General features: G+C 67.0%; 20 protein-coding genes. 7 read left to right on the top strand and 13 right to left on the bottom strand.

All coding sequences use genetic code 11. The features are described from left to right. Positions 1 to 64 precede the first annotated feature (64 nt). The 4 genes from ALI144C_RS17035 to ALI144C_RS17020 form a co-directional block, all read right to left on the bottom strand. Positions 65 to 1,243, bottom strand: coding sequence for a cytochrome P450 (locus ALI144C_RS17035; protein WP_076988107.1), 1,179 nt, complete (start codon positions 1,241 to 1,243; stop codon positions 65 to 67). An 18-nt stretch (positions 1,244 to 1,261) separates the two neighbouring features. Then, positions 1,262 to 2,221: a hypothetical protein gene (locus ALI144C_RS17030; RefSeq protein WP_076988106.1), complete on the bottom strand. Its 960-nt coding sequence runs from the start codon at positions 2,219 to 2,221 to the stop codon at positions 1,262 to 1,264. Between the two features lie 52 nt (positions 2,222 to 2,273). Then, complete coding sequence (locus ALI144C_RS17025) at positions 2,274 to 3,404, bottom strand: NAD(P)/FAD-dependent oxidoreductase (RefSeq protein ID WP_076988105.1); 1,131 nt, start codon at positions 3,402 to 3,404, stop codon at positions 2,274 to 2,276. A gap of 414 nt (positions 3,405 to 3,818) precedes the next feature. After that, a complete protein-coding gene (locus ALI144C_RS17020; RefSeq protein ID WP_202818975.1) occupies positions 3,819 to 4,658 on the bottom strand; it encodes a helix-turn-helix domain-containing protein in 840 nt (279 codons plus the stop codon). Between the two features lie 162 nt (positions 4,659 to 4,820). Between ALI144C_RS17020 and ALI144C_RS17015 the strand changes: the two genes are divergently transcribed. Further along, positions 4,821 to 6,002, top strand: coding sequence for an MFS transporter (locus ALI144C_RS17015; RefSeq protein WP_237774177.1), 1,182 nt, complete (start codon positions 4,821 to 4,823; stop codon positions 6,000 to 6,002). 57 nt (positions 6,003 to 6,059) lie between these two features. Here ALI144C_RS17015 and ALI144C_RS17010 read toward each other — a convergent pair whose 3' ends face one another. The 8 genes from ALI144C_RS17010 to ALI144C_RS55490 all read right to left on the bottom strand — a co-directional run bounded on the left by ALI144C_RS17010 (position 6,060) and on the right by ALI144C_RS55490 (position 14,581). Continuing rightward, positions 6,060 to 6,941, bottom strand: a complete 882-nt coding sequence (locus tag ALI144C_RS17010) for an aminoglycoside phosphotransferase family protein (RefSeq protein WP_076988103.1) — start codon at positions 6,939 to 6,941, stop codon at positions 6,060 to 6,062. An 83-nt stretch (positions 6,942 to 7,024) separates the two neighbouring features. After that, positions 7,025 to 8,224, bottom strand: coding sequence for a cytochrome P450 family protein (locus ALI144C_RS17005; protein WP_076988102.1), 1,200 nt, complete (start codon positions 8,222 to 8,224; stop codon positions 7,025 to 7,027). Positions 8,225 to 8,237: 13 nt separating this feature from the next. After that, entirely contained in the window at positions 8,238 to 10,757 is a 2,520-nt protein-coding gene (locus ALI144C_RS17000) for a lanthionine synthetase LanC family protein (RefSeq protein ID WP_076988101.1), read from the bottom strand. Positions 10,758 to 10,761: 4 nt separating this feature from the next. Further along, positions 10,762 to 11,838, bottom strand: a complete 1,077-nt coding sequence (locus ALI144C_RS16995; RefSeq protein WP_076988100.1) for an insulinase family protein — start codon at positions 11,836 to 11,838, stop codon at positions 10,762 to 10,764. Continuing rightward, positions 11,835 to 12,899: an insulinase family protein gene (locus tag ALI144C_RS16990; RefSeq protein ID WP_076988099.1), complete on the bottom strand. Its 1,065-nt coding sequence runs from the start codon at positions 12,897 to 12,899 to the stop codon at positions 11,835 to 11,837. Before ALI144C_RS16990 ends, ALI144C_RS16995 begins: the two co-directional genes overlap by 4 nt. Beyond that, a complete protein-coding gene (locus ALI144C_RS16985) occupies positions 12,896 to 13,606 on the bottom strand; it encodes a hypothetical protein (RefSeq protein ID WP_143230690.1) in 711 nt (236 codons plus the stop codon). The genes ALI144C_RS16990 and ALI144C_RS16985 overlap by 4 nt, the downstream gene beginning before the upstream one ends. 11 nt (positions 13,607 to 13,617) lie before the next feature. Next, positions 13,618 to 14,376 (bottom strand): hypothetical protein, encoded by a 759-nt coding sequence (locus tag ALI144C_RS16980; RefSeq protein ID WP_076988097.1) that lies wholly within the window; start codon positions 14,374 to 14,376, stop codon positions 13,618 to 13,620. Positions 14,377 to 14,434: 58 nt separating this feature from the next. After that, positions 14,435 to 14,581, bottom strand: a complete 147-nt coding sequence (locus ALI144C_RS55490) for a hypothetical protein (protein WP_168211271.1) — start codon at positions 14,579 to 14,581, stop codon at positions 14,435 to 14,437. Between the two features lie 349 nt (positions 14,582 to 14,930). Here ALI144C_RS55490 and ALI144C_RS16975 point away from each other — a divergent pair, with 349 nt between their 5' ends. Both ALI144C_RS16975 and ALI144C_RS16970 read left to right on the top strand, forming a co-directional pair. Continuing rightward, a complete protein-coding gene (locus ALI144C_RS16975; protein ID WP_076988096.1) occupies positions 14,931 to 16,664 on the top strand; it encodes an ABC transporter ATP-binding protein in 1,734 nt (577 codons plus the stop codon). After that, on the top strand, positions 16,661 to 18,397 hold the full coding sequence (locus ALI144C_RS16970) for an ABC transporter ATP-binding protein (RefSeq protein ID WP_076988095.1): 1,737 nt from the start codon (positions 16,661 to 16,663) through the stop codon (positions 18,395 to 18,397). The genes ALI144C_RS16975 and ALI144C_RS16970 overlap by 4 nt, the downstream gene beginning before the upstream one ends. Positions 18,398 to 18,434: 37 nt before the next feature. Here the strand turns inward: ALI144C_RS16970 and ALI144C_RS16965 are convergent, their stop codons facing one another. Further along, positions 18,435 to 22,787 carry an Hsp70 family protein gene (locus tag ALI144C_RS16965; RefSeq protein WP_076988094.1) on the bottom strand — a complete coding sequence of 1,451 codons (4,353 nt, stop codon included), beginning with the start codon at positions 22,785 to 22,787 and terminating at the stop codon, positions 18,435 to 18,437. Positions 22,788 to 23,333: 546 nt separating this feature from the next. Here ALI144C_RS16965 and ALI144C_RS16960 point away from each other — a divergent pair. The 4 genes from ALI144C_RS16960 to ALI144C_RS16945 all read left to right on the top strand — a co-directional run bounded on the left by ALI144C_RS16960 (position 23,334) and on the right by ALI144C_RS16945 (position 26,440). Continuing rightward, positions 23,334 to 24,086 carry a DddA-like double-stranded DNA deaminase toxin gene (locus tag ALI144C_RS16960; protein ID WP_237774176.1) on the top strand — a complete coding sequence of 251 codons (753 nt, stop codon included), beginning with the start codon at positions 23,334 to 23,336 and terminating at the stop codon, positions 24,084 to 24,086. A gap of 35 nt (positions 24,087 to 24,121) precedes the next feature. After that, a complete protein-coding gene (locus tag ALI144C_RS16955; protein WP_076988092.1) occupies positions 24,122 to 24,520 on the top strand; it encodes an Imm1 family immunity protein in 399 nt (132 codons plus the stop codon). 65 nt (positions 24,521 to 24,585) lie between these two features. Then, entirely contained in the window at positions 24,586 to 25,059 is a 474-nt protein-coding gene (locus ALI144C_RS58410) for a peptidoglycan-binding domain-containing protein (protein WP_330359592.1), read from the top strand. Positions 25,060 to 25,228: 169 nt separating this feature from the next. Then, a complete protein-coding gene (locus tag ALI144C_RS16945; RefSeq protein ID WP_076988091.1) occupies positions 25,229 to 26,440 on the top strand; it encodes a helix-turn-helix domain-containing protein in 1,212 nt (403 codons plus the stop codon). The last annotated feature ends 18 nt before the right edge of the window (positions 26,441 to 26,458 follow it).

Below are 26,458 nucleotides of genomic sequence, written 5' to 3'. Positions count from 1 at the left end.
ACCGGTTCGCGCCGCCGTGGATGCCGCGTGGCGCGGCACCCACGATCCCGGCCATGCCAACCACTTAGGGAACGGACGCTTTGGCGGGTGTCACGAGCGTGTCGAGCGAGACGACGTAGTCGATCATCCGCTCCTGGGTCCGCATGGGGCGGTCCGGATCGGCGCGGATCTCCTCGAAGGTCCTGACCACCCGCTCCAGCACGACCCGTCCGAGGGTGCGCACCAACGGCAGACCCAGGCAGATGTACATCCCCTGCCCGAAGGGCAGATGGGGGTTGGGCGAGCGCGTGATGTCGAACCGGTGCGCCTGCGGGAACCGCGACTCGTCGAAGTTGGCCGCCGAGTCCCAGGCCACGATGTAGCTGCCCGCTTTGATCTGGTACCCGGCCAGTTCGGTGTCGTGCCGGGCGGTGCGCCAGAGGTTGAACCACGAGAAGTCGAAGCGCAGGACCTCCTCGATCGCCCCGGGGATCAGCGCGGGATCTCGCCGCAGCGCCTGGTAGAACGCGGGATCCGCACAGAACCGGGCGAACGTGTAGGACAAGAACAGCGACAGCGGCGCATTGCCCGCGGTCACCAGGTCGAGGCACATGTGGATGATCTTCTTTTCCGGCAGCCGGTCGTCCTCGGCCCGCGCCGCCAGCAAGGCACTCATCAGATCGCCGGTCGGTTCGCGCTTGCGCTCGTCGAGCTGTTCGGTGAGCATTCCGACGACCTCGGCGTGATCCGGCTGGAAGATCCCGACCAGCTGGCCGAACATCTGGTCCGACCACTGCCGGAAGCGCCCGGGGCCGGGGATCCGCAGCCCGAACAGGTGCCCGATCACGTGGTCCATCAACGGGTAGCCCAGATCGCCGAGGACCTCCAGTTTCCCGGAGGCCAGCGCGGGCTCGAGTAACGCGTCGACCATCGAGGCGAAGGCTGGTGCCTGGCCCTCGATGGTGCTCGGCACGAACGAGCGGGCCACGAAGCCGCGCAGGAAGCGGTGCTCCTCGATGTCCGCCCTGCCGAAGGAGAACGGCAGCCCCATATGGGTTTTGTCGGTCACCGAGAAGGTCTCCGGGTTCTTCAGGACGGTCTGAACGTCCTCATACCTGAACACCTCCCACATGTTGTATTCCGCACGGTGCCGCAGTGGCTCGTTCTTGTGCTGGTGCTGGAACCAGGCGATGCGCTCGTCGATCACGTCGCTCAGATCGGGAAACAACAGATCCCGTGTCGGCTTGCCTGACGTGCCGGTCATGGTGTTCTTCCTTCCCGCTCAGAGCCGGTCCACGCTGATCCAGATCAGCTCCTTGGACCGGAATGTGCTTTCCCACACGGCTTTGCCGACCTCGGGCAGCCGGTCCACGTGCTTGTCGACCACCTGGCCGAGGACCGGGGCCGACAGCGTCTCGGTGGTTGGTCCGTACTGGACGATCAGCTTGTTGCCGGTGGCCTGGCTGAACCGCAGCCGTCCGGGCGGTGCGTCGCAGATGCGTTCGGTCACCGGCGTCGGTGCCACACTGACCAACGGCGCCCACGCGTACATGGACTCGCCACTGACCATCGCGTGGTCCTGCAGCACAGTGAACGGCAGACTGCGGATGAAGTCCCCGCACAGCTGCTCGTTGAGATCACAGGCGAGTTCGGCATCGACTTCCAGCCCCAGCGGCTCCCACCTGAGCCTGATCGGAACCCGCCGGGACCCGTTCCGCTCGGCGGCGACCGGTGCCGGTGAGTACTCCTCACGCAGCGCGAGCTCGCCCGCGTCGTAGCGGTAGTGTTCGCCCACGTGCCACGGGAAATAGTGGTGCGACCAGGCAGTCAGCCGATTGACGTACTCGGTGAACGTGGTCAGCCTGTCCACCAGCTCTTCGCGGCTGTCCACCGGTTCACGGATCCGCGCGGCGTACTCGGCCAGCATCGGGAAACCGCTGTAGCCGAGGAAGGTGCTGTAGATCGGGTCCCAGGTCTTGAAGACCGTCAGCACGTTCTCGACGGGCAGGCTCTCGTCGTGTGCCATCCGCACCAACTGGTACAGGTTCATCGAATAGTCGCGAACGATGCCGTTCGCGAAATCCCACGTGGTGAAGTACTGGTCGTAGGATCCTGGTGCGGCGGTCAGCGATCCGGAACGCAGCTGCAGGATCTCCGACGGCTCATCGGCCATCAGCTTCCGAGTGAGGTCCTTGAGTTCGGGAAAAGCGACTTCTTCGAGCGTTGAGACAGTAGCGGACATGGCTCCCCTGAGGATGATATCGCGGTAATATGATCGTTGTATCGAAAAAGTATTACGACGCTGCCCTGAGGCGGTCGGGTGAGCAGGTGCGCAGGAGTGAGTGGGTTTTCCCGGTGACGATCTGCGTCGCCAGCGTCCGCCCGATGAACGGGGCGAGGATGACGCCACTGTTGGCGAATGCCTCAAAATATCCGGATATGCTGGTCAACGGACCGACGCTGGGCATGCCGTCGGTCGGGAACACGGCGGTACCGATGCGTTTTCGCGCCACCGCGGACGCTTTCAGCGCCGGAATCGTGCGGTAGGCGCGTTCCACCAGGTCTTCGACGTTGTCATGGCTGAGATCGGACTCGATTTCGCCAGTGAGAACCGCGTCGACCTGTTCGGACCGCACTCGAACTCGACCCGGCCCGGCCGCCCGAGCGTGTAGTTCCGCTCCGCGCAGGACGTGCCGCAACGGATCGCCGTCGACGTCCAGGTCGATTACCAGACTGCTGCGCTCGGAAACCCCGTTGACCATAGGTGCTCCCACAGCCGCCGCCAAAGCAGGCGTCTGCGGGCCCGCCGCGTTGACGACGGCATCCACTTCCAGACGTTCCCCGTTGTCGAGTTGAAGCGCCGTCACTCGTTCGCCACGGGTTGCGATGTTCCGCACCGCGGCGTTCCAGAACGTCAGCCCGCCGACGGACTTGGCGGCGCTGAGCACTGCGGATGCCATGCGGGGCCCGTCGATCCAGCCCTCTTCGGGCAACAGCGCAACCGGTGTCTGGCCGGACGCGAACGAGACAGCGGGCTCCAACTCCTGCGTCACCTTCGCCGCGTCGTGCCAGATGACGCGGTAGCCCCAGGATTGGAGCCGTTCGATTTCCGCCGTGAATGGCTGGGCACCGACGCCGCACCTGCCCTCGGGACCGGCCCACGCCAGACTGCCGGTCGGATGCCACCACGGGGCGGAATCGAACTGTTCGGCGAAGTGGGTGTGGTCGATCAACCCGGTATGACTCAGCTCGAATCGTTGATACGTCGGTTGCTGGTACGCGCTCAATCTCGCGAAGCTGACATCTGTGGTGCCACCTCCCGGCCGACCGCGTTCGACGCAGTGCACGCGTGCGCCGAGTCGCGTCAAAGACAAAGCCACGCAGGATCCAATGAGACCGGCGCCGACGACGCCTACGGTGATCAATTCCCCCTCCTTTGTTGACGGCAGAAGCCGGCAGCCCCGGACGTCAGTGCTTGGTCAAACTCCAGGGACCGCCCGCGCTGCCTGAATGCGGATGAGTCGGGTATTCGGGCACCGGTGCACTGTGGTTGCCCTCGAAGAGTTCCTCGCCCCGAAAACGAATCTAACGACGGTGTTCTTACGACGCAACCCAGGTATGCCCAGTTGGTCCGCTGAGATCAGGTGTAGTGCGAGAAAATCTCGACCTCCGTCAGTCAGCTGGACTGTGAACGTGGTCCGTGGTATGCGGACGTAAACGGCAGTCAAACTGCGACAATTGAGTCCGGAGAGGCGCGATGTTCGATCCCGAATGACATTGTCCGGGCACGCGGATGTGATCGGAGCGAATTGACGTGTCAATGCTGTGCGGTCCCGGTATCACTCACGAGATGGAACGCAAAGACCCTCTGGACGGGAGGCGCAGCTGCGCGACGGTCCGGGCAACTCGTCGTCCGCGGGCAGGAAGACGACGAGTTGCTGGTTGTCGATGGGCAGTTCCAGCGTCTCGCGCGCCAGCCGCAGCTCGTGGCCTGAGGGGTGGCAGAGCCGCAGATCGCCGCGCCGCGGCACCTCGTGGCGGTTCAGCCTGCGGGTGAAGTCCGAGCCGGCGAGGGGAATGAGCTCGGCGGTGAGCCATTCGAGGTTCTCGACGGAGGGTGCGAGCCACAGGTCGAACGCCTGCTCGTCGGCGACGTCGTCCCAGTCAGGCAGCAGGGCACGGGCCCGGGGGTCGGTGAAGACGTAGCGGGTGAAGTTCGGCTGGTCGGCGTCGAGCAGCCCCGTGCCACGCGTGATCGTCGCATAGGCGCTGGTGTGGGCGAGGATGTCGCCGAGCCGGTTGGTCACGATGGCGACACCCGGTTCGAGCATGCGCAGTGTGTCCAGGACGGACTGTCGTACCCGACGGCACGGCGGCGCCGGTTTGAAGTGGTCCGAGCAGTCGTCGCCAGTGATCTTCCTGAGGTACCGCAGGTGGTTGCGCTCCGATGCGGTGAGGCTGAGCGCGTCGGCGATCGCGTTCACGACCGGTGCCGACGGATTGCGGTCGCGGCCCTGTTCGATACGGGCCAGGTACTCCACGCTGATCCCCGCCCGTGCGGCGAGATCCAACCGGCGTAGTCCTGGTGACCTGCGGCGCCCGCGGTCCGGCAGCCCCAGGGCCTCCGGCTGGATACCGTCGCGCTTGGCGCGGATGAAATCACCCAACGGCGTACCCATGACCGTCAGCGTACGGTGCCGACCGCCAAGCGCGCACCACTCAGGGTAGCCCTGGGAGGGCCAGCCTAAGCACGGCCTGGTTGTCGCCGCGGTGTGGCTCGATCATGGGCGCATGGACAACAGCCTTACGACGGACGACGGCCCGCTGGCATGAGTTCCGCGGTGGACACGAAGCAGTCGGCGCGGCGTTCCGGACAGGCGCTGCTGGTCTGGGGATTGCTGGTGGTGGCGGCGAACCTGCGGCCGAGCCTGACCGGCGTCGGGCCGTTGCTGGACCGCGTCCAGGCCGACCTGGGACTGTCCCCGGCCGTGGCGGGCATGCTGAACACCCTGCCGTTGCTGGCGTTCGCGGTGATATCCCCGATGGTTCCGCGACTCGCCGCACGACGGGGACCTGAGCGGGTCCTCGCGGGCGCACTCGTGGTGCTGGCGCTGGGGATCGCGATCAGGTGGATACCGGCGACAGCCGGCCTGTTCGGCGGGACTGTGCTGATCGGAGCGGGGATCGCGGTGGGCAACGTGCTCCTGCCGAGCCTGATCAAGCGTGACTTCCCGACCAAGGTGGGTTTGCTGACCAGTGCGTACGCCACGGTGATGGGCGGTGTCGCGGCCGTGGCGTCCGGTGTGGCGGTGCCGATCAGTGAGGTCGCGCCGGGCGGGTGGTACACAGCGTTGGGTTGCTGGATCGTGCTGGCGCTGGTGGCCATAGTGCTGTGGCTGCCTCAGGTGCGGACTCCACCACCGACCACGACGGCGGTTCGTGGCGGACACCGGCTGCCATGGGGATCGGGCTTGGCATGGGCGGTCACGGCGTTCATGGGGCTGCAGTCGCTGGGTTTCTACGTCATCGTGACGTGGCTGCCGGGGGTGGTCCAGGACACGGGCGTCAGCCCGGCGGAAGCAGGATGGCTGTTGTTCCTGTTCCAGGTTGTCGCGGTGCTGACAAGCCTGCTCGCACCCGCGATGCTGCGTTGGGCACGTGACCAACGCGCGGTGGCGATAGTGAACTCGCTGATCCTGCTCGTCGGCTACATCGGACTGCTGACGGCGCCGGAGTGGGCGCTGGTATGGACGATTGTCCTGGGGCTGGGCGGCGGCGTCTGCCTGGTGCTCGCATTGGCCTTCCTCGGCCTACGCGCCGAGGACGCGGCCGGTGCGGGCGCGTTGTCCGCGATGGCACAGTCGATCGGGTATCTGCTGGCGGCAGTCGGGCCGGTGCTTTTCGGGCTGCTGCACACCGTCAGCTCCGGCTGGCAGGTGCCCCTGATCCTGATGTGTGTGGCCGCGTTCGGCCAGACCGTCGTAGCGGCGGTCGCCGGCAGAGGCACAGTGCGTTCTGGTTGATCAGTGCTGGGACTGCTCAACCAGACTGCGCCCACAGCTGAACGTTTCCACGCGCGGTCACCGGGTGAGGGCCAGGAGTTCGTCGATGACCGCCTCCGGGCCGCCGTAGGTGAGGTGCGCGATGACTGACATCGGTGCGATCACCCGGCTCCAGGCGGACAACCTGCCCTCGTCGAGTCCACATGCGACCGCCACCCGGTGACAACGTGCCGCAACGCCCTCTTCCCCGGCGCCCGCCAGCACATAGTCGACGGCGTCGAAGCACGGATCGCCCACGCACGCCTTCGGGTCGATCGCGATCAGACCACGGCCCGGACCGCCGTCCAGTACGTTGCCGAGGTGCAGATCGCCGTGCAGCAACACAGGGTTTCCCTGTGTGCCCAGCAACTTCTCACAACGCTGGATCGCTCGCTGCCACGTACGCTGATCGATTCGCCCGCCGATGACCGGCTCGGCGAGTCGTCGGCCGATCCGGGCGAAAGCCTCCTCGCACCGCCCACGCAGGTCGCGGGGCCACCCCGCAGGCGGCGGCACAGCGTGCAGCGCGGCAAGCAACTCGCCCCACTGCTCCGGCAACGACGATCGCGGCATGTCCTCGGCGAGGGTGCCGGGCCGGATCTCCTCCAGCACCATCGCTCCGGCGTCCGCGTCGGCAGCCAGCACCACCGGCACTCGACCCGACGCCGCGAAGATCCGGTGCATCTCCACCTGCGCGGTCACCAGTTCGCGATCCGGGCTCAGCTTGAGCACCGCCGGTGTCCCGTCCGGCCACACACACCGCAGCACAACGGATGAGGCCCCACTGCCGAACAGCTCACCGAGCACCATGCCCCACTGTGCGGCCAGCCGGGCTGCGAGCGTGGGAACGTCGGTCAGCCAGGCTTCGGCCTCGACACCGAATCGGCTCACCAGTCGCGCGTTGATGTCGTCCGTGTTCACTCCGGAAGGTTCTATCGCGAACACCGGGGCATCGCAACGGAGTATCCGGTGCCCATCGGACACGCGCGGTGAGTCCGTGGATGTCAGACAGGCCAGCGCACCGGCAGGCGCGTGATCCCCCTTGCGGTCAAGGTGTGCTGCCATTCGATCCGGTCGGTGTCCAACGCCAGGTCGTCGAGACGGCCGAACAACGACCGCAGGGCGACGGCACCTTCCAGGCGTGCCAAGGAACTGCCGAGGCAGTGGTGTATCCCGTGGCCGAAGGCCATGTGGGGCTGCGCTGGGCGGTGGATGTCGAACCGGTCCGGGTCCGGGTGCTGAGCCGGGTCGCGGTTCGCGGCTCCCACCGCGACCAGGACTCGTTGGCCCGCACCGGGGATCACGGTGCCACCGACGGGATAGGGTTCCGTGGTGAACCGGTGGGTGGCGAACGTCAGCGACCCTTCCCAGCGCAGCACCTCGTCCACTGCCCTGTCGAGCACGGACCAGTCGGATCGCAGCGCGGCCAGTTGATCGGGGTGGGTCAGCAGGGCGTAGGCGCCGTTGGTGACGAGGTTGAGAGTGGTCTGGTGGCCGGCGAGGAGCAACAGGAACGCTGTCGCACGCAGCTCGTCCGGCTTCAACCGGTCGTCGTCGCTGTCGACCGTCCGGACCAACGCGCTGAGCAGGTCGGGACCGGGGTCCCGGCGCTTCGCCTCGACCAGCTCGTCGATGTACGCCGTGATCTCGTCGTACACCTGGCGTTCGCGTTCCACGTCCCCGGTTGGTACGAAGATGTCCCTTGTCCACTCGCGGAAGGTTTCCTTGTCCAGGAAGGGAACGCCGAGCAGGTCGGTGACGGTGCCGATTGACAGCGGCATGGAGTATGACTCGATCAGGTCCATCCGGCCGGTGTGCGCGACCTCGTCGAGCAGGCGGTTCGCCGACGCCTGCACCTGCGGCCGCAACGCCTCCACGCGGCGAGCGGTGAACTCCTTGGACAGCAGGCGACGCAGCCGCGTGTGATCCGGCGGGTCGCAGGTGAGCATGTTCGTGCCCATGACGTTCGGACCGAGTTGTCCGGTTGCCTTGTACCAGTTCTTGCTCAGTGTCGGGTCGCCGAGCGCGCGGCGGACTTCCGCGTGGTCGACGATGAGCCAGGTCGGTGTGCCGTTGGGCAGTCGCACGTGGTGCACCGGGCCGTGTGCCCGCAGGTCGGCGAACACGGCGTAAGGATCCGAGAAGAAGGCGTCACCGTAGTCGCGGAGGTTCACGGTCGGTTGTTCGCCTGTGCTGACGGACATGCCGGGCCTTTCATCATGAGAAGTCGGGAGATGTCCACGGCATGGGGCAGCCGTGCCGAGCACGCAACAGGTAGGCGAGCGTGCCCGTGGTTCCGGTGGCGAAGTCGTGTCCCTGGTCCTGCAGAGCATGGGACTCGACCAGGGCCGTGACGAAGTCCGCCCACGGCCTGACCGGGGTTTCGGTTTCGGCGACTTCGAGCAGGAAAGCACCGTCACCGGCGAGACCCCAGAACGCCCCCAACGGTGCCCGCACCGAGGACTGGCGCACGCCGGCCGCGGCTGCGAGCGCCATGTCCCGATTGCCCAGCCGCCAGAGGAACGCACCGATTCCGGCCCCGCCGGACCACCACCCGTGTCTGACGCATTGGGACGTCGGCCCTTCGGACCACCACGCCGCACGGTGTGTGGCGCTCGAACCGTCCCGCTCGATGATCCGCACGTCCCGCATCCGGGCCTGCGACAGCAGTTCGTCACCGGCCTGTCGCGCGACGCGCCTCGGGCCGTCCTCGTCGCAGAGATCCGCCACCTCGGCCAGAAAGGCACCTATCCCAGCCGTTCCCACGGCGAACCCGTGGTAGGACGAGCCATCCCCGGCCGGCCAGTGGACGCCTCCCGTGGCCATCGGGGTGGCGCACCGGGTCAAGTGCTCGGCACAGTCGAGGGCTTTGTCCCGGAACGCGCTCAGCCCGGTCGTCCGCCACAGGTGCAGCATCGTCATGCCCGACCCGGCGACGCCGTGGGCGACGGTCGGGATGTGCCACCGGACCGGGAGCTTCCCGGCGACATCCAGCGCACGGTCGAGCGTCGACTCGTCACCGGTGGCGCGCGCTATGTCGGCAGCCGCCCAGCACGCCCCAGAATGTCCATTGTAGAGACCGGGGAGAAGGCGGTTCTCGAACCGGTCGAGCGTGCCGTGCCACCAGCGACTCACCTCCCGCGACACCGTGGCGAGCTCGGGTGGCATGTGTTCGGCTGCTCTCAACGCCTGAACCAGCACACTGGTCGCCCCTGCCGCTCCGGTCTGCACGAAACGCGAGTCGTAGCGCCTGGTGCTTTCGACCATCGACTCGTCGCCGGGGCGCAGCGCGTTCAGCAGTCCCTTGAGGCAGTCCTGGACAGGCGATTCTCGTCCGACCGCGGCGATCGGCGACGACCGGGGCTTGGCCAGTTCGCCGTGGACGCGATCCCACGTCCACCGGTCGACCGGCACGGCCTGGGTCAGACCCCGCACAACCGGTGCCAGTTCGGCGGCGAGCGAGTTGTGTGCCGCGAGAACGTCGAAAGGTGCCCTGCTGTGGCCGTCGCGCTGGCGTGCCTGGGCCAGCGCCTCGATCACCGCCCCGCCGCCGTACCGGTCGGTCGCCGCGTCCGCGACGCCGGGCGACTCCCTCGTTTGAGCCAGCTTCTCCGGCGCCGCGTACTCCATCGTCCGCACGACCGCGGCGGGTTCGCCGATCCGACCGGCGCCTTCCAGGTCCAGCAGGTGGAGGATGCCGCTCGGGGCGAGCAGGAAGTTGTCCGGTGACACGTCACCGACGACGAATCCGTGTCGGTGCACGGTGTCCAGCAAGGTGGTGATCTGGCGGACCAGGTCCAGGACCACGTCCGGGTCCGGCGGTGGCGCGTCGTCGTCGTCCGGCGAGAGCAGGCTGTGCAGCGGCACTCCGGGGAGCTTCTCCTCGACCAGGAACGTGTGCTCCCCGACGTCGAAGAGGTCGATCAGTTCGGGCACCGGGACGATGCCCGCGAACTCGCGGAGCATGGCGGCCTCGTGCCGCATCGTGTCGCGGGTGTCCGTGCCGTCCGGGTTCGGGTCGATCCCGGCACGGCAGTGCTTGACGATGACCGGGCGCCCGGTGCTGACGTCCTCGGCGTGGAACACGCCGCCTCGGTTGTTGTGCCGGATCACCGAAGTCACCCGGTATCGGTCCGTCAGCCGGGTGGCCTCGCCGGGAGCGGCGAACTCCGGTTCGGCGAACGGGTCGCGAACCCATTCGGGCTGCGTGTACCAACTGCGTCGCTCGTCCGAGGCCAGTGACCCGTCCGGGGCCACGATGACGTGCCGGTGCGTCCCGAGGTCGTCGAGCACGCTGTGGCGCTTGATCTGCCCGTACCGGTAGTGCACCACGCCGTCGCGGTACTGCCGGTCGGACAGGATCCGCGGCCCGCGGCAACCGGCGAGCAGGTCGTGCAACTCCTTGACGAGCGCCACGAACTCGTCGTCGTCCTTCGGGTAGACGGTGATGAACTTGCCGCTGGACGACGGGTCGCTCCGCCGTTTGAGCGACTCGTCGAGCACTTCGGCGGAAGCCAGGTACTTGAACGCCACCTCGCGGGGTACCAACAGCGCCGCCACCCTGGCGAGAACGTCCTCGGCGTCGGCGGGCACAGCCGAGACGTGGATCTTCCACCCCTGCACCCGGGTACGGGCCCGTGAGGGTGCCACCTGGTGCCAGACCGGCTCGTGGACGACGGTCGTGGTCACGTCGGGGTGTGCGTCGAGTTCGTCCCGCACGATGGAGTCGAAGGTCATGTCGTCACCTGGCCAGTAGAGTTTCCCTGCAACGGTGCAGACGTCCCTTATCGACCCGCCAGATGGCGAGCTCGGCCCGCGGGCGGTCGCTCGACTCGTCCGGGGTCACCAGGGCTGCCGCGGTGCCCAGCGGCGTCTGGGCTTGGTATCCGGCGCTTTGCCGTCGTTCGAGTGAGGCACGGCGGATGGCCGTGGTCGAGAGCATCTCGTCGCCCCGGGACATGAGGACCTTGGCGAGGCCGTCCGCGTTGGTTCCGGCCCGCCAGCACAGCACGTCGACCGCCACATCGAGTCCGTCCACCGTGCTCTGTCCGGTCAACGGGAACCCGATCTCGGCCGCGGCGGTCCGCAGGGCGCCGACCATGGCGTGATCATGGTCGGATTCCTGGCATGCGCGCGCCAGCGAGGCGACCACCAGGCCGTCCAACGCGTCAGCCAAGTCCGGCACGGGATCGGCGGCGATGGGATGCGGGAAGCCCGCCTGGGGCCGCACCGGTCCGGCCGACTGGTCCACCGCGTTCAGCAGTGCGTCGACCGGGAGACGGGAGCCGACGATGGCGAGGTCCGCCTGATCCCTGCGGTACCGCCTTTCGGCCAGCACGGCGACGTCCCGTGCCGTGATCCGGTTGACACTGTCCACATCGGCTTGCAGAGTGGCGGCGAGACCGCGCCATGGGCGGGCCGCCGCGGCCACCGTGGGTCCCAACCTCAGCAACGGGTTCGCCGAGGCCTGACGCATTTCCACGAGCACCGCCTGTCGTTCCGACGACAGGTGCTCGTCCATGGCGACGTCATCGAGGATGGCGGCCAACCGTGCACCCAGTTCGATCGCTTGTTCGCTCAACCCGACGGCGCTGAACCGGGTCACCAGGTTGTCCGTGACACCGCGAACAGGCGGCAGTCCACCGGAACCGGCCGGGATCGAAGCGATCTTGAGATGTTCCACGAGATGGGCGGTGCCAGGCGGATGGGGCGTGTCGTGGGCGGATCCCGTCCGCACGACCAGCACGCCGCCCACTGTATGGGCGCCCGGCAGGTCAAGGAGGTGAACGTTGAGTCCGTTCACGTTGTGCACACTCATGTGTGCGTCCTCTCCAACGCCGACGACTGTTCCGGGGTCACCGCTCCGAGGGCCACCACGGCAGACGGCAGGCCAGGTTCTTCGGTGGGCAGGACGCCGTCCCGGCCGCGTTGCTGGACCGCTGTCGCGAGATCGACCAGCGTCGGCACGCGCAACCGCTTGCGCCGCGCCTCGTCGGCGGCGCCGAACGGTTGGTCCACCTGGAGAAGCAGCGCGGTCCGCACGCGTGTCGCCGCCCTCAGTCGTTCTCGCTCGTCCACCGGCCCGTGCAGCACCGAGCGGACGCAGTCCATGAGCAACCGGCCAGCCTCGACGGTGTGCTCCGGCGCGACCTGGGCCTGTGCCGCGATCGCGCAGTTCTGGCCGCTGCCCAGCCGGAACGCGCCGAGCCCGTAGGCGATGGCGCGGTCAGAGCGCAAAGCGGACCCGAGTCTGCCGCCCATGCCGTGACTCCCCAGCATCTCCACCGCCAATTCGACAGCACCGGGGGCCGAACCGGTCACCGGCACGGCAACGGCCACCCTGGTGACGTCACCCGGTTGCGGAGCAGACCGGTAGCCGCCACGCCACTGCCGGGTCGCCGGTGACGCGAGGGGTGACACCCGGTCCTGGCACGCGTCGAAGTAGTCCTGGAGGTCGTCCGTCGTGATGGACGCCAGGGTGGCCGCGGTTCCCAGCGCGTTGTTCTGCTCACCCCAGGCGCAGCCGTCGAGCAGGTCCATGAGGCGGAGGTAGCCGTTGGCGCGATGGGCGTTCGCGAGTCGCGACTGGCGGTCGACCAGAGCGGCCAGGCCAGCGCGTCCGGGTGGCTGGACGTGCTCGAAGGCCGCTGCCACGTCGCCGATGTCGTCGTCCACACAGGACCAGAACGAGAAGGACGACCAGTCCGGCTCCAGTCGGTGCCGGGTACGCCACCCACGGCGGGATGCCAGCGTTCCCGGCCCGCCCGCGGCGGGATCGGCGAGATGCCGTGCCGCCAACGCGGCCAGTCCACGGCGTTCGGGAGGATCCGATGCCGATCCGCCCGGGAGGTCGACGATGACGGCGCGGCCGGCGATCATGACCGGTGGTCCGGGTGCGTCACCCAGGTGGCGAGCTGGCCCTTGGTGGCGGTTTCCTGCGACGTCCCCAGCCAATCGGTGATGTCGTCGGCCAGTCGGTCCAGTTGCCGCAGCGCGTGGTGTTCGGATCCGTTGGTCTCGATCTCCAGGCACGAGTACCGGCTCAGCGGCGTGGCCGGGTCGTCCGGCGACCGGAACTCGACCACGTCGACGCTGTACGCCATCCCGGCGGGGGAATCGGTGAACACCGCGGTGCGCTTGTACCTGGTCTGCGTGGCCACCCCGACCGGGGCGAGCCGTCCCGAAACCATCCCGGTGCGCCTGGCGTAGTCGATCGGCAGGACCTCGCGTGCGTCGACCAGCCGCCCGATGTCCTCAGGGGGCACGCGTTCGGCGATCTCCAGGCAGTCGCGGCGGCCGGTCCACAGGATCGTCTGCTTGAGCCGTATCCAGGCGATCGACGACAACGCACCGGTGTTCACCACGCACCCGAGCGAATGCCCGGCATCGGCGAGCGCGAGCCGTTCGTCATCGAGGTACATCGTCGACTGAACGACGGTGACCACATCGGACACGTCGCCGAGGTGCCGGTCGAACACCGTCGCGGACAGGAAACCGTGCGGATCCTTCGCCGCGTCGATCGTGTCGACGCACCATTTGTACTCGTACTCGACGCCGACCGTCCGTGTCGGCCTCTTGTCTCGCACGGGAGCGCCCATCAGTGCCGTTCCTGCCCGGAGTCGTGGGAGAACAGGGTGAAGACGTCGATGTCCGCGTCGTCGAGGTCCCACATCTCCCGGCAGACGTCGCGCACCACCGCGGCCGACTCGGGCGGCGGGCGAAAGTGCCCGGACTTGGTGTTGGCGACGACCATCTCCACCTTGGCGGATCCGAGCAGCACCATCTCACCTGCCGCCGACACCCGCAGCCGTTCCGGTACGAGCATCGGGTGGGCGACCGGAACATCCCGGACGGTGGCGCGGTTGCGTCCGAACATCAGGTCGGGCAGGTCGAACGGCCTGCCCCAGATCCGCAACTCGGCCTCGTCGGTGACGACGAACATGTACGAGGTGCGCGGCCGTATCGCGCCGAACGGGTCGCGACAACGCTGCCCGGCGATGACATCGGCCCCGACGACGTCGCAGACCTTCGCGTAGCGTTGTTCGAAGTGCCCGCGGTCGTACTCGATGAGCGGAGGATCCCTGCGCAGCAGTCGTGACGGCATCTGTCCGGGCACCTGCGGAACGCTCGCTGAGTACATCCGCTGGATCAGCGTTCGCAGTGTGTCCACTCTGGACAGTAGTGTCGCGTCTTCGCGCCTGGTCAACAGCATCGACCGGGCGGCCAGCAGTTCCTCGTAGTGGACGAACACCACTGCCTGGGAACCGGGTCCGTACTTCTCGCTGACCTGGCCGGCCAGTTCGCTGTACCGGCGGAGTACCGAGGCGACCTCGGTGGGAACTGCGGGCGCGGACATCCTGGCCTCTCTCGGGAAGACGGGCCCGGCCTGGCGCCAGGCCGGGCCCACGGCTGTCTCAGGCGCCGGACGAAGGGCCTTCAGGCCACGTGGTGCCCGCCTGCGCCGCGGCCAGGCTTTCCGCGCCCTGGTCGGTGGCGTCGATGGCGCGCAGGGTGTCGATGATCGAGTCCACACGCAGGGACTCGGCGTACGCGTCCTTCATGGAGATCTCCTTCCTGGGAATATCGATTGCCGACTTGGTCGTCGGCCCCGGGATCTGGTGACGCGAGGCGGTTTCCGGTTCCGGAAGCCCCTGGCGATCCCGTGACGGCGACGTTACCGGGTTCTCGACATGGTCGGCCGGTCGAGCTGAACTAATACGCAACCGGATGGCGCGAAAGGGAAGGAGTCCCTGCCGAACGCGTGGTCGACGGTGCCGCCGGTGGCGGGAACATGCCGCGCCGACTCCGTGCTGAAGAGTCGACTGGTATAGACGACAAACGTAGGGCTGCGCACTTGTCGCGTGCACGACGACTGACAGTTGGTCCGAAAAGCCGGAAGAAGGAGGTTTCGTGCTCGCACAGCTGCTGCGGCCGCGCTTGTCGAACTGTCGCAGGCAGATCGCTCGAATCGGTCTGCTGCAAGCGGTGCAGGCCGTCGCGTCGCTGTACCTGCCCGCGTTGAACGCCGACCTCATCGACAACGGCGTCGTCACGGGCGACACCGGGACCGTTGTCCGGACCGGTGTGGTGATGCTTGTCGTCGCGACGACCCAGATCGTTTGCGCGGCGGCGGCGGGCATCCTCAGCGCACGTACCGCCATGGCGATCGGCCGTGACATCCGCGCGGACGTCTTCGCGCACGTCCAGTCGCTCTCGGCCCGCACCCTTGGCCGTTTCGGTGTTCCTTCCCTCGTCACCCGTACGACCAACGACGTGCAGCAGATCCAGTCACTGATGCTGTTCGTCCTGGTGCTGATCGTTCCCGTACCGATCATCTGCGGCGGCAGCGTCCTCCTCGCGTCGCGGCAGGCCGGTCTGCTCGCTGCCGTGGTGATGGCGGTTGTGCCGGTGCTGGTCGTCGCGGTCGTGCTGGTCGGGCGACGGATGTGGCCCGTCTACGCGGGTGTGCAGGACGCTGTCGATTCGATCGGCCGGTTGCTTCGTGAACAGATCACCGGCTTGCGGGTGATTCGCGCGTTCAACCGCGACCGGCACGAGCAAGCCAGGTTCGCCAGGGCCAACGGAACTCTCATGGGTGTCTCGATGCGGGTCGGCCGGCTGGTGGCCGTGATGTCGCCCATGTCGCTGCTGATCGTGAACGTCGCCGGGGTCGCGGTAATCTGGTTCGGCGGCCACCAAGTCGCCGACGGTGACATGCAGGTTGGTGCGCTCGTGGCGTTTCTCGGCTATCTGACACAGGTGCTGGGCGCGGTGCTGCTGGCGAGCTTCCTCATCGTCGCGGTGCCCAGGGCGGCGATCAGCGCAGGACGGATCCGGGACGTCCTGGGCACCGAGGCCGACGTGGTGGAGCCGCCATCCCCCATGCACCTCGTCCGGCCGAGCGGCCACCTCGTCGTGCGACAGGTCGGCTACCGCTACCCCGGAGCCGAGGCGCCCGTGCTCCGCGACATCGACCTGTGTGTCCGCCCCGGCGAGACGGTTGCCCTCGTCGGTTCCGGTGGCAGCGGGAAATCGACACTGCTCGGCCTGATCGCCCGGCTCGCCGACGTCACCGACGGCGCGGTCCTCGTCGACGGCGTCGACATCCGGCAGTTGGCGCCGAAGACGCTGCACCGACTCGTCGGGCTTGTCACGCAACGGCCGCAGCTGTTCTCCGGCACCGTCGCGTCCAACCTCCGCCTTGGTGATCCGGACGCGACCGACGCGGATCTATGGCGCGCGTTGGCCGTTGCGCAGGCCGAGGACTTCGTGGCGGCCCTGCCCGACGGCCTGGACGCGCCGGTCAGCCAGGGCGGCGCGAACCTGTCCGGCGGGCAACGGCAGCGCCTGGCCATCGCGCGGACCGTCCTGCGCAAACCCTTGATCTACCTGTTCGACGACGTCTTCTCCGCCCTCGACCAAGGCACTGAGGCACGTCTGCGCGCGGCCCTGACCGAGGAGACCGCCCACGCGTCGGTCGTGATGGTCTCCCAGCGCGCCACCGCGCCCCGTGGCGCGGACCGGATCGTGGTGCTGGACGAAGGAAAAGTCGTCGGTGCGGGCGACCACCTGGAACTGGTCGACACGAACCCGGTCTACCGCGAGATCGTGCGTTACCAAGTGGCCGCGGAGCGGGCCCGGTGAGCCGCCCGGTGAATCCCCCGGCGGGGTGGCGGTCGCTGTGGCACATGGCGCGACCGCAACGGCCACGGCTGGCCGCCGCCGTGGCGCTGTGCGCGAGCAGTTCGACGTTGGCCGCGCTGGCACCGTTGCTGCTCGGCCACGCCACCGACCTGGTCTTCACAGCGAAACCAGTGGACTTCGCCGCGGTCGGGCGCACCCTGCTGCTGGTGACGGTGGTCTACGCGGCCGCAGCCGCACTGAACTACCTCGGCGTCCGGCTGGCCATCCGAGTCGTGGAGAACACGTTGTTCCGGCTGCGGGAACACGTGGCGGCCAAACTCACCCGACTGCCACCGGGATACGTCGACGAGCAGTCCCGCGGCGACCTGATCAGCCGTGTGACCAATGACGTCGACAACCTGGGACAGGTCGCCCACCAGACCATCGGGCAGGTCATCAATTCGCTGTTCGGCGCTGTCGCCGTGCTCACGATGATGCTGCTGACCTCGCCGTTGCTGGCGCTGATCACCGTGATCACGGTGCCGGTCGCCCTTGTGACGACCAGGGCCATCACCCGCCGCGCCCGGCCGTGTTTCGCCGCGCAGTGGAAGGCCACCGGCGCGCTCACGGGTTATGTCGAGGAAATGTACACCGGCCATTCGACGGTCACCCTGTTCGACCACCACGAAAAAGCCGCCGAGGAGTTCCGCGAACACAACGACGAGGTCTTCGCCAACAGCTACAAGGCCCAGTTCCGATCGGGGCTCGTGGAACCGGCGATGATGTTCATCGGCAACCTCAACTACGTGTTCATCGCCGTGGCCGGCGGTCTGCAGGTCGCGTCCGGATCGATCAGCATCGGCACGGTGCAGGCGTTTCTCCAGTACTCGCGGAACTTCGCCCAGCCACTCACCCAGATGGCGAGCATCAGCAGCCGGATCCAGTCCGGCGCCGCCTCGGCGAACCGCGTCTTCGAACTGCTCGACGCCGCGGAGCAGACCCCGGATCCGGCAGCGGCCCAGCCCCCGGCCGTGGTGCGCGGCGACGTCGTGTTCGATCGTGTCTCGTTCCGGTACTCGCCGGACCAGGCGTTGATCGAGGACATGTCCCTCACCGTCGCGGCGGGTGACCTGGTCGCCATCGTGGGGCCGACCGGAGCGGGCAAGACCACGGTGGTGAACCTGCTGATGCGGTTCTGCGACACCACTGCGGGCCGGATCACTGTGGATGGTGCAGACATCACCGCCATGTCCCGTGCGGACCTTCGCTCACACATCGCCATGGTCGCACAGGAGCCATGGCTGTTCCGGGGAACGATCGCGGAGAACATCGCGTACGGCAAGGCGAACGCGACACGAGAGCAGATCGAGGCCGCCGCGCGGGCGGCCAGAGTGGACCACTTCGCCCGCACTCTGCCGGACGGCTACGACACGATCATCGACGACGACGTGTCCGCCTTCAGCGCGGGGGAGCGGCAACTGATCACGATCGCCCGGGCGTTCATCGCCGATCCCGCGATCCTCGTCCTCGACGAGGCCACCAGTTCGGTGGACACCCGTACCGACGCGCTGATCCAGCAGGCCATCGCCGACCTGAGGACAGGACGAACCAGTTTCGTGGTGGCGCACCGGTTGTCGACCGTTCGTGCCGCCGACACGATCCTCGTGATGAGGTCAGGAACGATCGTGGAACAAGGGACCCACGAGGACCTGCTGGCCGCGGAAGGCACCTACAGCCGTCTCCACGCAAGCTGACCCGCGTGTCCCTCCATCCAGCACCCCGAGACGGGCACTACCGGTCGAAGCCTGCCTCCGTGAGCAGCGGTTCCAGCGCGTCGGCACTGAGCACACCCGTGTCGCCGTCTTGACGGGCCGTGATCATGCCCACCACCTCGCCGAGTTCGTCGAGCACCGGCGCTCCCACGCAGGACGGCGGAATCCGCAGCCTGCTGACGAAAAGCCGAAGACCGTCCGACACCGACTCGAAGCGGTCGACCAGACCGGCCACGTGCGTCCAGGCGCTCCCGTCGGACGACTGCGGCGCCCAGATCTGGTCCCCGATCCGCACCAACTTCGCGTACCCCAACGGCAGCGGCGTGACGTGCAGCGGCTTCGCCAGCCGCAGCACAGCCATGTCGTTGCCCGGCGACTCGGACAAATAGACGCTTTCCGCGCGGGTGCTCTCGTCGACAACGATCGACGGTTGCTCACCGGTGATCCACGATCGGCTCGTCACCACCAACCGCTCATGGATCAGAAAGCCAACGCCCGACTGGGAACCAGCCTGGATCCGGACGAGCCCGGTGGGGACCGTCCCCGGCCGGTCCGTGGAGGCCGAGCGCAGCGCCCGGTACCCGTCGGCGTCACCGACCTCCGCCAGACAACGTGCGTGACGGCGCACATCGTCGGGATCAGTGGGCGGGGCCGGTAACTCGGCGAGAGTCGCCAACGCCTGACGGTAGTCGCCCGCCGCGCAGTGGCCGCGGAAGCGCAGCAGGGGATCGGGCTCGTTCATCGCCAACCGCACCAGAACCGCGTTCCACCGGGCAACCTTGGTGGTGAGCCCGTGCAACCGATCAGTCCGGGCACGCAGATCATCGCCCAGCCGCGCGGTTTCGGCGGCGTCGCCGGGACGGTCGAGGTGGTCGAGCACGGCGACCGCGGCTTCCCGCACGGCCTGCCGGGCCAGCTCCAGATCCAGTTCGACCTGGCCCGCCTCGCTGAACATCTCCACCAGCAGCCGGCGCGTCTCCGCGTCCTCGGTGCCGGGCGCCGGACGGTGTGTGGCCTGGCGATGCCGGAACTCCTGCCACGCCGCGGCGCTGTCGTCATCCATTGTGGACACGGCGAGGTCCCGCAGCCGTTCCCGCGCCTCCGCCAGATCCTTCTGCCGCTGCTCTTGCTCCAGTTGGTGCTCGTAGCGGGTGGTCAGGTCGGCGACCTCCGCAGGCGACAACAGGGTCGTGTCCGCGACGCGGATGGAGCTGGACTTCCCGGTCGCCTTGTCCTTGGCGGTGACCGAAAGCATGCAGTTGGCGTCGATCTCGAAGGTGACCTCGATCTTCGGGACGCCCTTCTCGGCAGGCGGGATCCCGGTCAGCTCGAACTGGCCGATCTTCGACTCCGCGTCCAGTGCTCCGTTGAAGATCTCGACACGCACCACGCTCTGGTTGTCCTCGCGCGTGGTGTAGACGTCCGACCGCGATGTCGGGATCGTCGAGTTGCGGGGGATGAGCTCCGACAGATGGTGCGTGTCGTGCTCGTCGACGATCCGGATGCCGAGCGACAGGGGCGTGACGTCCAGCAACAGCACGTCGTCGAGCGATCCGTCACGCATCGCGCCCAGCAGCGCCGCCCCCGCGGCCACAGCGGTACGCGGATCGGACACCACTGTCCGTGTCATGCCGAAAACCTGTTCCACCGTCTCCCGGACGAGCGGTGACAGCATGGGGCGGCCGACCAGCACGAGGTGCTTCGGTTTCTCCGGCGCGGTGGCGAGAAAATCGGCGCAGACCTTGCGCAACGTCGTCAACGGACCGGCCAGGATGCTGGCCAGTTCAGCCCGGCTCAACTCGAGCCTCTGCAGGTCCACCATGTCGTAGGAGGCGTGTTCCTGGGCGGACAGGTCGACCTTGAGGCTTTCGGCCGCGATCTCCAGCCGCCTGCGCATCGACCCCGACTTCGGCACCGCGATCCCGTGCCGCTCAAGCCGAGCCGTCAACTCCCGGGTGATGGCGGCATCCAGGTCCTTGCCGCCGAACCGGTTGTCACCGCCGACCGCGAGCACGTCGTAGACCTGGTCACCGACTTCCACCAGGCTGATGTCGAGCGTCCCCGCGCCGAGGTCCACCACCGCGATCGTGTCGCCCAGCCGTCGCTCCCGGGCGGCGGTGATGCAGGCGGCGGTGGGTTCGTGGATGAGACGAACCAGGTCGACTCCGGCGATCCGGCACGCGGAGTGCGTCGAGGCTTTCTGGTTGTTCCTGAAGTAGGCCGGAATCGTCACGACCACCCGCGGACGGTCCAGCCGCAGGTCGTGGTTGCGCTCAGCCCAGGCCAGCCATTCCTCCCGCACCAGACCGAGTTCGGCACGGGCCAGTTCGCCGACGCGTTCGCGCACCTTGTCGGCCAGGAACGTCTCGACAAGCCCGCGGGCGTGCCGGACCAGCCGGGCGGCCACTTCTTCCGGCCGGTACGAGCGGTCGCGGATCTTGTAGACAGTCCGGCGGCCCATCGCCCGTTTCGTCGCATCGATGTGGCCGATCAGCCAGGGCGCGAGCGTCTCCTCGCCACTCAGGCCGACCAGTTCGTCGCCGTTGCGGTCCAGGCTGATCGTCGACGCGAAGTGGACAGCGCCTTTCCACGGGCAGAACACCGGTTGCCGGGTCTCCGAGTCGTAGATGGCCGCGGCGCACGTGGTGGTCCCCAGGTCGAATCCCCAGATGTCGCTGAACCGCTTGTCGATCTCGGCCCGTGCCCGGCTCACCCAGCCCTGCGCTCGTTCCTCGAAACTGCTGCGGTCCCGTGCGCCCACAGCTTCGAGCGCGGTGGCGACCTCGGTGACCATGTGCCGCGGCACCAGACCGTCGTCGGTCAACTGGTGCAAGGTGGCGGCGGCCAGCGAACCCGAACCGTGGGCCTCCGCGGCCACCAGGCAACGCTGGACGAGTTCGCCGTAGTCGCCGGTGCGGCGCAGGCAATCGGCCAGGCGCGTGTCTTCCGCGGCGTCGACGCCGAGCCACTCGACCAGGCACCGCGCGGCTTCGGCGTACCCACCGGCTCCCATGAACAACGGCACCGCCCGCTCACGCTGGCCGATCCGGGCGTATAAGCGCGCCGCGCCAGCGAGATCGCCGCCGACCTCACAAGCTTCGGCGCGAGCGGCCATGCCTTCGGTCGTGTCGTCGTCCCGCAGGACCCGCACGGCCTCGCCGAACAGTTCAGCCTGCACGAACAGCCGGTTCGCGCGGAAGAACTCCCCGCCGTCCTCCGCGCGCCGCGCCGCCACATCCAGTTCACCCGCGGCCTCTTCGAACCTGCTCCACAGCCGGTAGACGGCCTGCGGCTCGGAACTGTCACGGACCCGCTCGCCGAAGTGGCGCCGGGTCGAGCCGATCAGCGTGGCGCGCAGATCGGTCATCTCCTCCCGGCGCTGGCTCTCGTCGGGCAGGCGCGCGAGCACGGCCTGCACCTGCCGTGCCGCTTCGGTGAACTCCTGCTGCTCCACCAACAGGTGAATCCCGGGCACACACCGGACGACCAGGTCGGCGACCCGCTCGGGCTCGCAGGTCGCGAGCGCGTCGAGGAACTGGCCGAGTTCCTCGTGGCACCGGCTGACCCGGTCCTGTTTCCCGCACTCCTGGTAGGCCGCAAGCGCTTGCTCGTACTGCTCGGCCACGAACAGCAGGTCCGCCAGACGCTCGGTCAGGGCGCCCTCGGCAGCCTGGCCGCGAGCCAACCCCAGCCCTGCGCGCACGTCGTCGACGTCCGCGCTGCGCAGACAGCAAGCAAGCGCCCGGTCGACCTGCGCGGGCGTCCCAGCCAGACGGGCAGCGGCAGCACCGCGACCGAGGAAACAGTGCACCTCGAACAGGTCGGGCTGAAGATCGGCGGGCAGATGTTCGAAGAACAACCGCCACATCCCGTCGTCGTGCTCGAACGAACCACGCCCGAGAAAGCGGTTCAGCACAATGGTGACGGTGTCAGCCGTCAGCATGTCCTGCTCACGCCACCGGTGGAAGTTGACCACGATCTGGTCGGCGTCCCCGCCGAGGTACTCGGTCATCCGGTCCCGAGCCCGGGTCTGCAGGCCGCGTAGCCGAAGCCGCGAACCCACCTCGAACAGAACAGGCAGCGTACGGCCGTCTCCACTGGAGGCCGCTTCTGCCAGCCACGGCTCGTCGGCTGCGGTGAACGGATACCGCTCCGGGGGAATCCGCGCGTCGTAAGCCCGGAACAAGGCTTCTGCCTGTTCGTTGTCCACTCGCAACGCCAACCGCAGCGCCCGGCCGTATTCCCGGGCAGCCTTGCCCGTCGCGGCGCCCGGTGTTTCGGCGAACGCCGTAGCCAGTTGTTTCGCGGTCCGCGACATCCGCCGTGCCGCACCACCGGCCAGCCAGTCGCGACCCCGTTCGAGTCCGCCCATCCGCCCCTGCTCAATCCCGTGGAAGACCGTGTGGCGACCGTACCGTCACACGCGCTTCCCGGGACCGGTCCCCGGGGACGATCTCTGCCGGTTGCCGAAATTCCGACCAGGCGTCAGGGGTGGCGGCGGTCGGGACCATCCTCTCTCTGCTGACCTGAAACCCGCACGCCCATGGCCCTGGACGTCTGAGCCCCGCCCTTACCCGAGGATCGGCCACCCCCGACAAAAATCGGCTTACCCGCCAACCGGTGATCAAAACGCGGTTTGCCGCAAGCGGTGCGCCTATAGGGGCAAGGTCACCCATTGGTGTCTGCCTCGGATAACCCGGTGTGCCGTGAAGACTACCTTATTATTCGTGACCGCTTCGTAGTGCACGAACAGTGATACTGCCTGGTCAATGGCAACCACCAGCGAGGGGGCGTGTTCCCCGTGGGAACACGCCCGGAAGTTGGTGACCGCACATGATCACGTGTGAGCCAACGGCGCGGTGTCAGTTCCAAGTGACCGTAGGCTCACGCCGCCGTAGTTGGTGGCACCATGCCCTCTGTGTCCGTTGCCGAGTTGCGCACCCAGATTCAGGAGGCGATTACGCAACTCGCGAATGTCCGCGCCGTCATCAACAGTGCAGCAACCCATATCGACGAAGCTCGCAGTATCGGACAATTCACTTTCCAGGGTTCTACCCAGTCGGAAGCCACACAGCACGAGACCGCGCACACCGAAGCACTCGACACACTGTCAAGCGCCACGGACCTGCTCGACCGAGTTACCCAGGATCTAGCGCAGTACATCAAGCGTCTGGGGCCGTCCGATGTCTCTACCGATGCCGCTATACGCCCCACGCCCGAACCTACGAAGCTCACAGATGCTGGCCCGGTTGCTGTGCCCAAAGAATCCGTTGAGCGAATCCGCGCGGAGTTGCCGTCGCCGGTTGTTCCCGGGACGGGAGCCAAGACACACGGTCGGCTCATCACCGGTGGAAAAGAGCTGCCAGTAACCAGCGGGGCCGACTCCATGTCAGCGAAGGTTGAAGCCGAGCTGAAGAAGATGGGTATTCCAGCATCACCAGTTCGCGCCACCGATGTTGAGATGAAAACCGCCGCGTGGCAACGTACGAGCGGCACCCAACACGCTACGGTCGTGATCAACCATGTCCCCTGTACAGGCGACTGGAGTTGCGACACGCTGGTGCCAGTGCTGCTCCCTGAGGGCTATACGCTGACCGTGCACGGCCAGAACAAGAACGGCGTAAAGTTCCGCAAGAGGTACACGGGAGGGGCCGCACCATGGTGGCACTAAGGATCTTTTGGCTACATGAGCACGGTGACAACCCGGTGATTGTTCAGACGGAATCCGAGTTGCGTGATGCGCTCGACGAGTTCGCGCGCTTCTCCCAGGCGGCACCGATGCTTGCACAGGTGTCACCAGATGTGGACAAGCCCCTGACGGCTCTGACTGTCGGCATGCACGGCGCGCGAGGCGTGCTGTACTACGCGGGCGCGGACAGCGCGGACGGCGTGTACAGCAAGGGCGACGGTCCCGAAGACGGGCAAGAGCTGCTCTACTACTACATGGACAGCGATACGCCGTTCCCGGCGAATTCCGAGATTCCGGCTGAAGCCGTGCGGACGGCGGCGCAAGAGTTCATGTCGGCAGGTCAGTGCCCCTCAGTCGTTCAGTGGCAACCGCGCCCGGTGCCGACTGGTCCGGACGAGTCTCAGTGGCCGATGTGACCCCGGACAGGCTCTGATCAGGTACTTGAAGCGGCCTTGATGCCCTTACTGTCCGCAGAGGTGTCATGCGCGTTGCCGATGATGTCTACGGGCAGTCACTCCGATGGCACAACGGGTCGTTCGGCAAGCCGTCGCACAGCGGCCATGAGCCACTACAACAGGCGGATCACCCGCGCCGACTGGTCAGGATGGACGACGTACACCGGGACCAACCCGCACACCAGCCACGCACACGTGTCGTTCAGTCGCAACCGCGCGGGTTTCGACAGCGGGACAGGGTGGGGGTTCTTGTCAGGTGGCGCACCCACACCACCACCCACAACCGGACGGCCTACCTGCAGATCGGATCGAAGGGCGACGCGGTGCGTTCGCTGCTGGCAACCCTCAACCGGTGGTATCCCTCGATGACGCCCTTGACGGTCGACGGTGACTTCGGCCCCGCTACCAAGGGGCGTGTCGTCTACTTTCAACAGCGTGCGGGACTAGTAGCCGACGGCATCGTTGGACCGCGGACATGGAGCGCGTTGGGGTACCGATGATGGAACGTGGCACCCCTCTGTCCGATACGCGACTTCGTTGAACGATGTAGGGGTGCAACCATCACACAAGTAACCTGTACGTATAGCTCTTCGTGGCGGGCTCCCCCTAGCTGATCATCGGGGAGGAAACCGCGGAGAGGTGACTGCATCCGCAAAGAGGGCGTGGGCCATGAACGAGCGTGAGCAGTACATAGGGCAGCGACTCCGAGAGATCAGGAAGTGGCGACGGCTAAGCCTTACCGCCGTTGCGGAACTGTCCGGTATCTCAATCGGCCACCTGTCCAAGATTGAACGCGGCCAACGTCCCATTTCGAAGCGGTCTACCCTCGAAATGCTCGCTCAGGTTCTACGGGTCAGTCCGGAAGAGCTAACAGGGACGCCATACGCACCAGTTGACCCACTAAGCAGTGAAGCTCACGCGGCACTTGCCGCTGTGGAAACCGCGTTGGATGCACACGACCTGGGCGTTGATCCCGGCGTCGCCCTTCGACCATGGCAAGAGCTTCGAGCCGCTGTCCGGGACTTGTACGAGGGTAAATGGGCAGAAGCAGATTTTGCAGCTCAGGGGGCCATCCTCCCTGAATTGCTAGCCGAGTTGCACGCAGCCTATGTCAGGGACCCGGAACATCGACCGGCGGTGTTGGCAGGACTGATCTACGCCTACAGGTCCGTCGCGGGTGTCGCAAAGTTTCTTGGGGCGCGGGCACTCCCCCCGCTTGCTGCGCTACGGGCACAGATCTGCGCCGAAGAGCTGGACAGTCCTGAGTGGATGGGCTTTGCCGCGTTCATCAGAGGTTTCGCTGGATCACTATCTCAACCGCATCAATACAGTCAAGCTGTTCGCGCCGCTGAACGTGTACAGGATGCCCTAAATGGCTCGAATGCCATACAGGTTGCAGGGGCGCTGCATCTCAACGCAGCGTTGATCTCAGCGGCACAAGAGAATCCTGACCAGGCACGTGATCATCTCGCAGAGGCGATTGCACTTGCAAGGAGACTTCCGGCTGCGCGGGACAACTTTGGTTATCTTCACTTTGGACCAGAGCACGTTGGTGTGTGGCAGGTGTCGTTGGGCGTCGAGTTGGGCGAGGGTGCGAAGGTTGCGGAGTACGTTCGTGTCCCTCCGGAGATCTTCCCAGGCAAGGCCCGGCAGGCAGCGTTCTACGCAGACCTAGGCCGTGGCCTTATTGCCGAGCGGAAGACGATGCAGCGCGGAATTCAAGCATTGGCACAGGCAGAGCGGATTGCGCCGCAACTGATTCGGAACAATCCATTCGTACGAGAAGCTGTAACGAACCTACTTATGACAACGCGTCGTGATGCGGGCGGGCGTGAGCTTCGCGGTCTTGCCTACCGAATGGGTGTTGCCCCAACTGTGTGACCTTGATAGGCAGATTCG

This window comes from Actinosynnema sp. ALI-1.44, from assembly GCF_001984155.1.
GTDB lineage: Bacteria > Actinomycetota > Actinomycetes > Mycobacteriales > Pseudonocardiaceae > Kibdelosporangium.
Note: the sequence above shows the minus strand (reverse complement) of the source record. Positions and strands in the feature narration are given on the sequence as shown.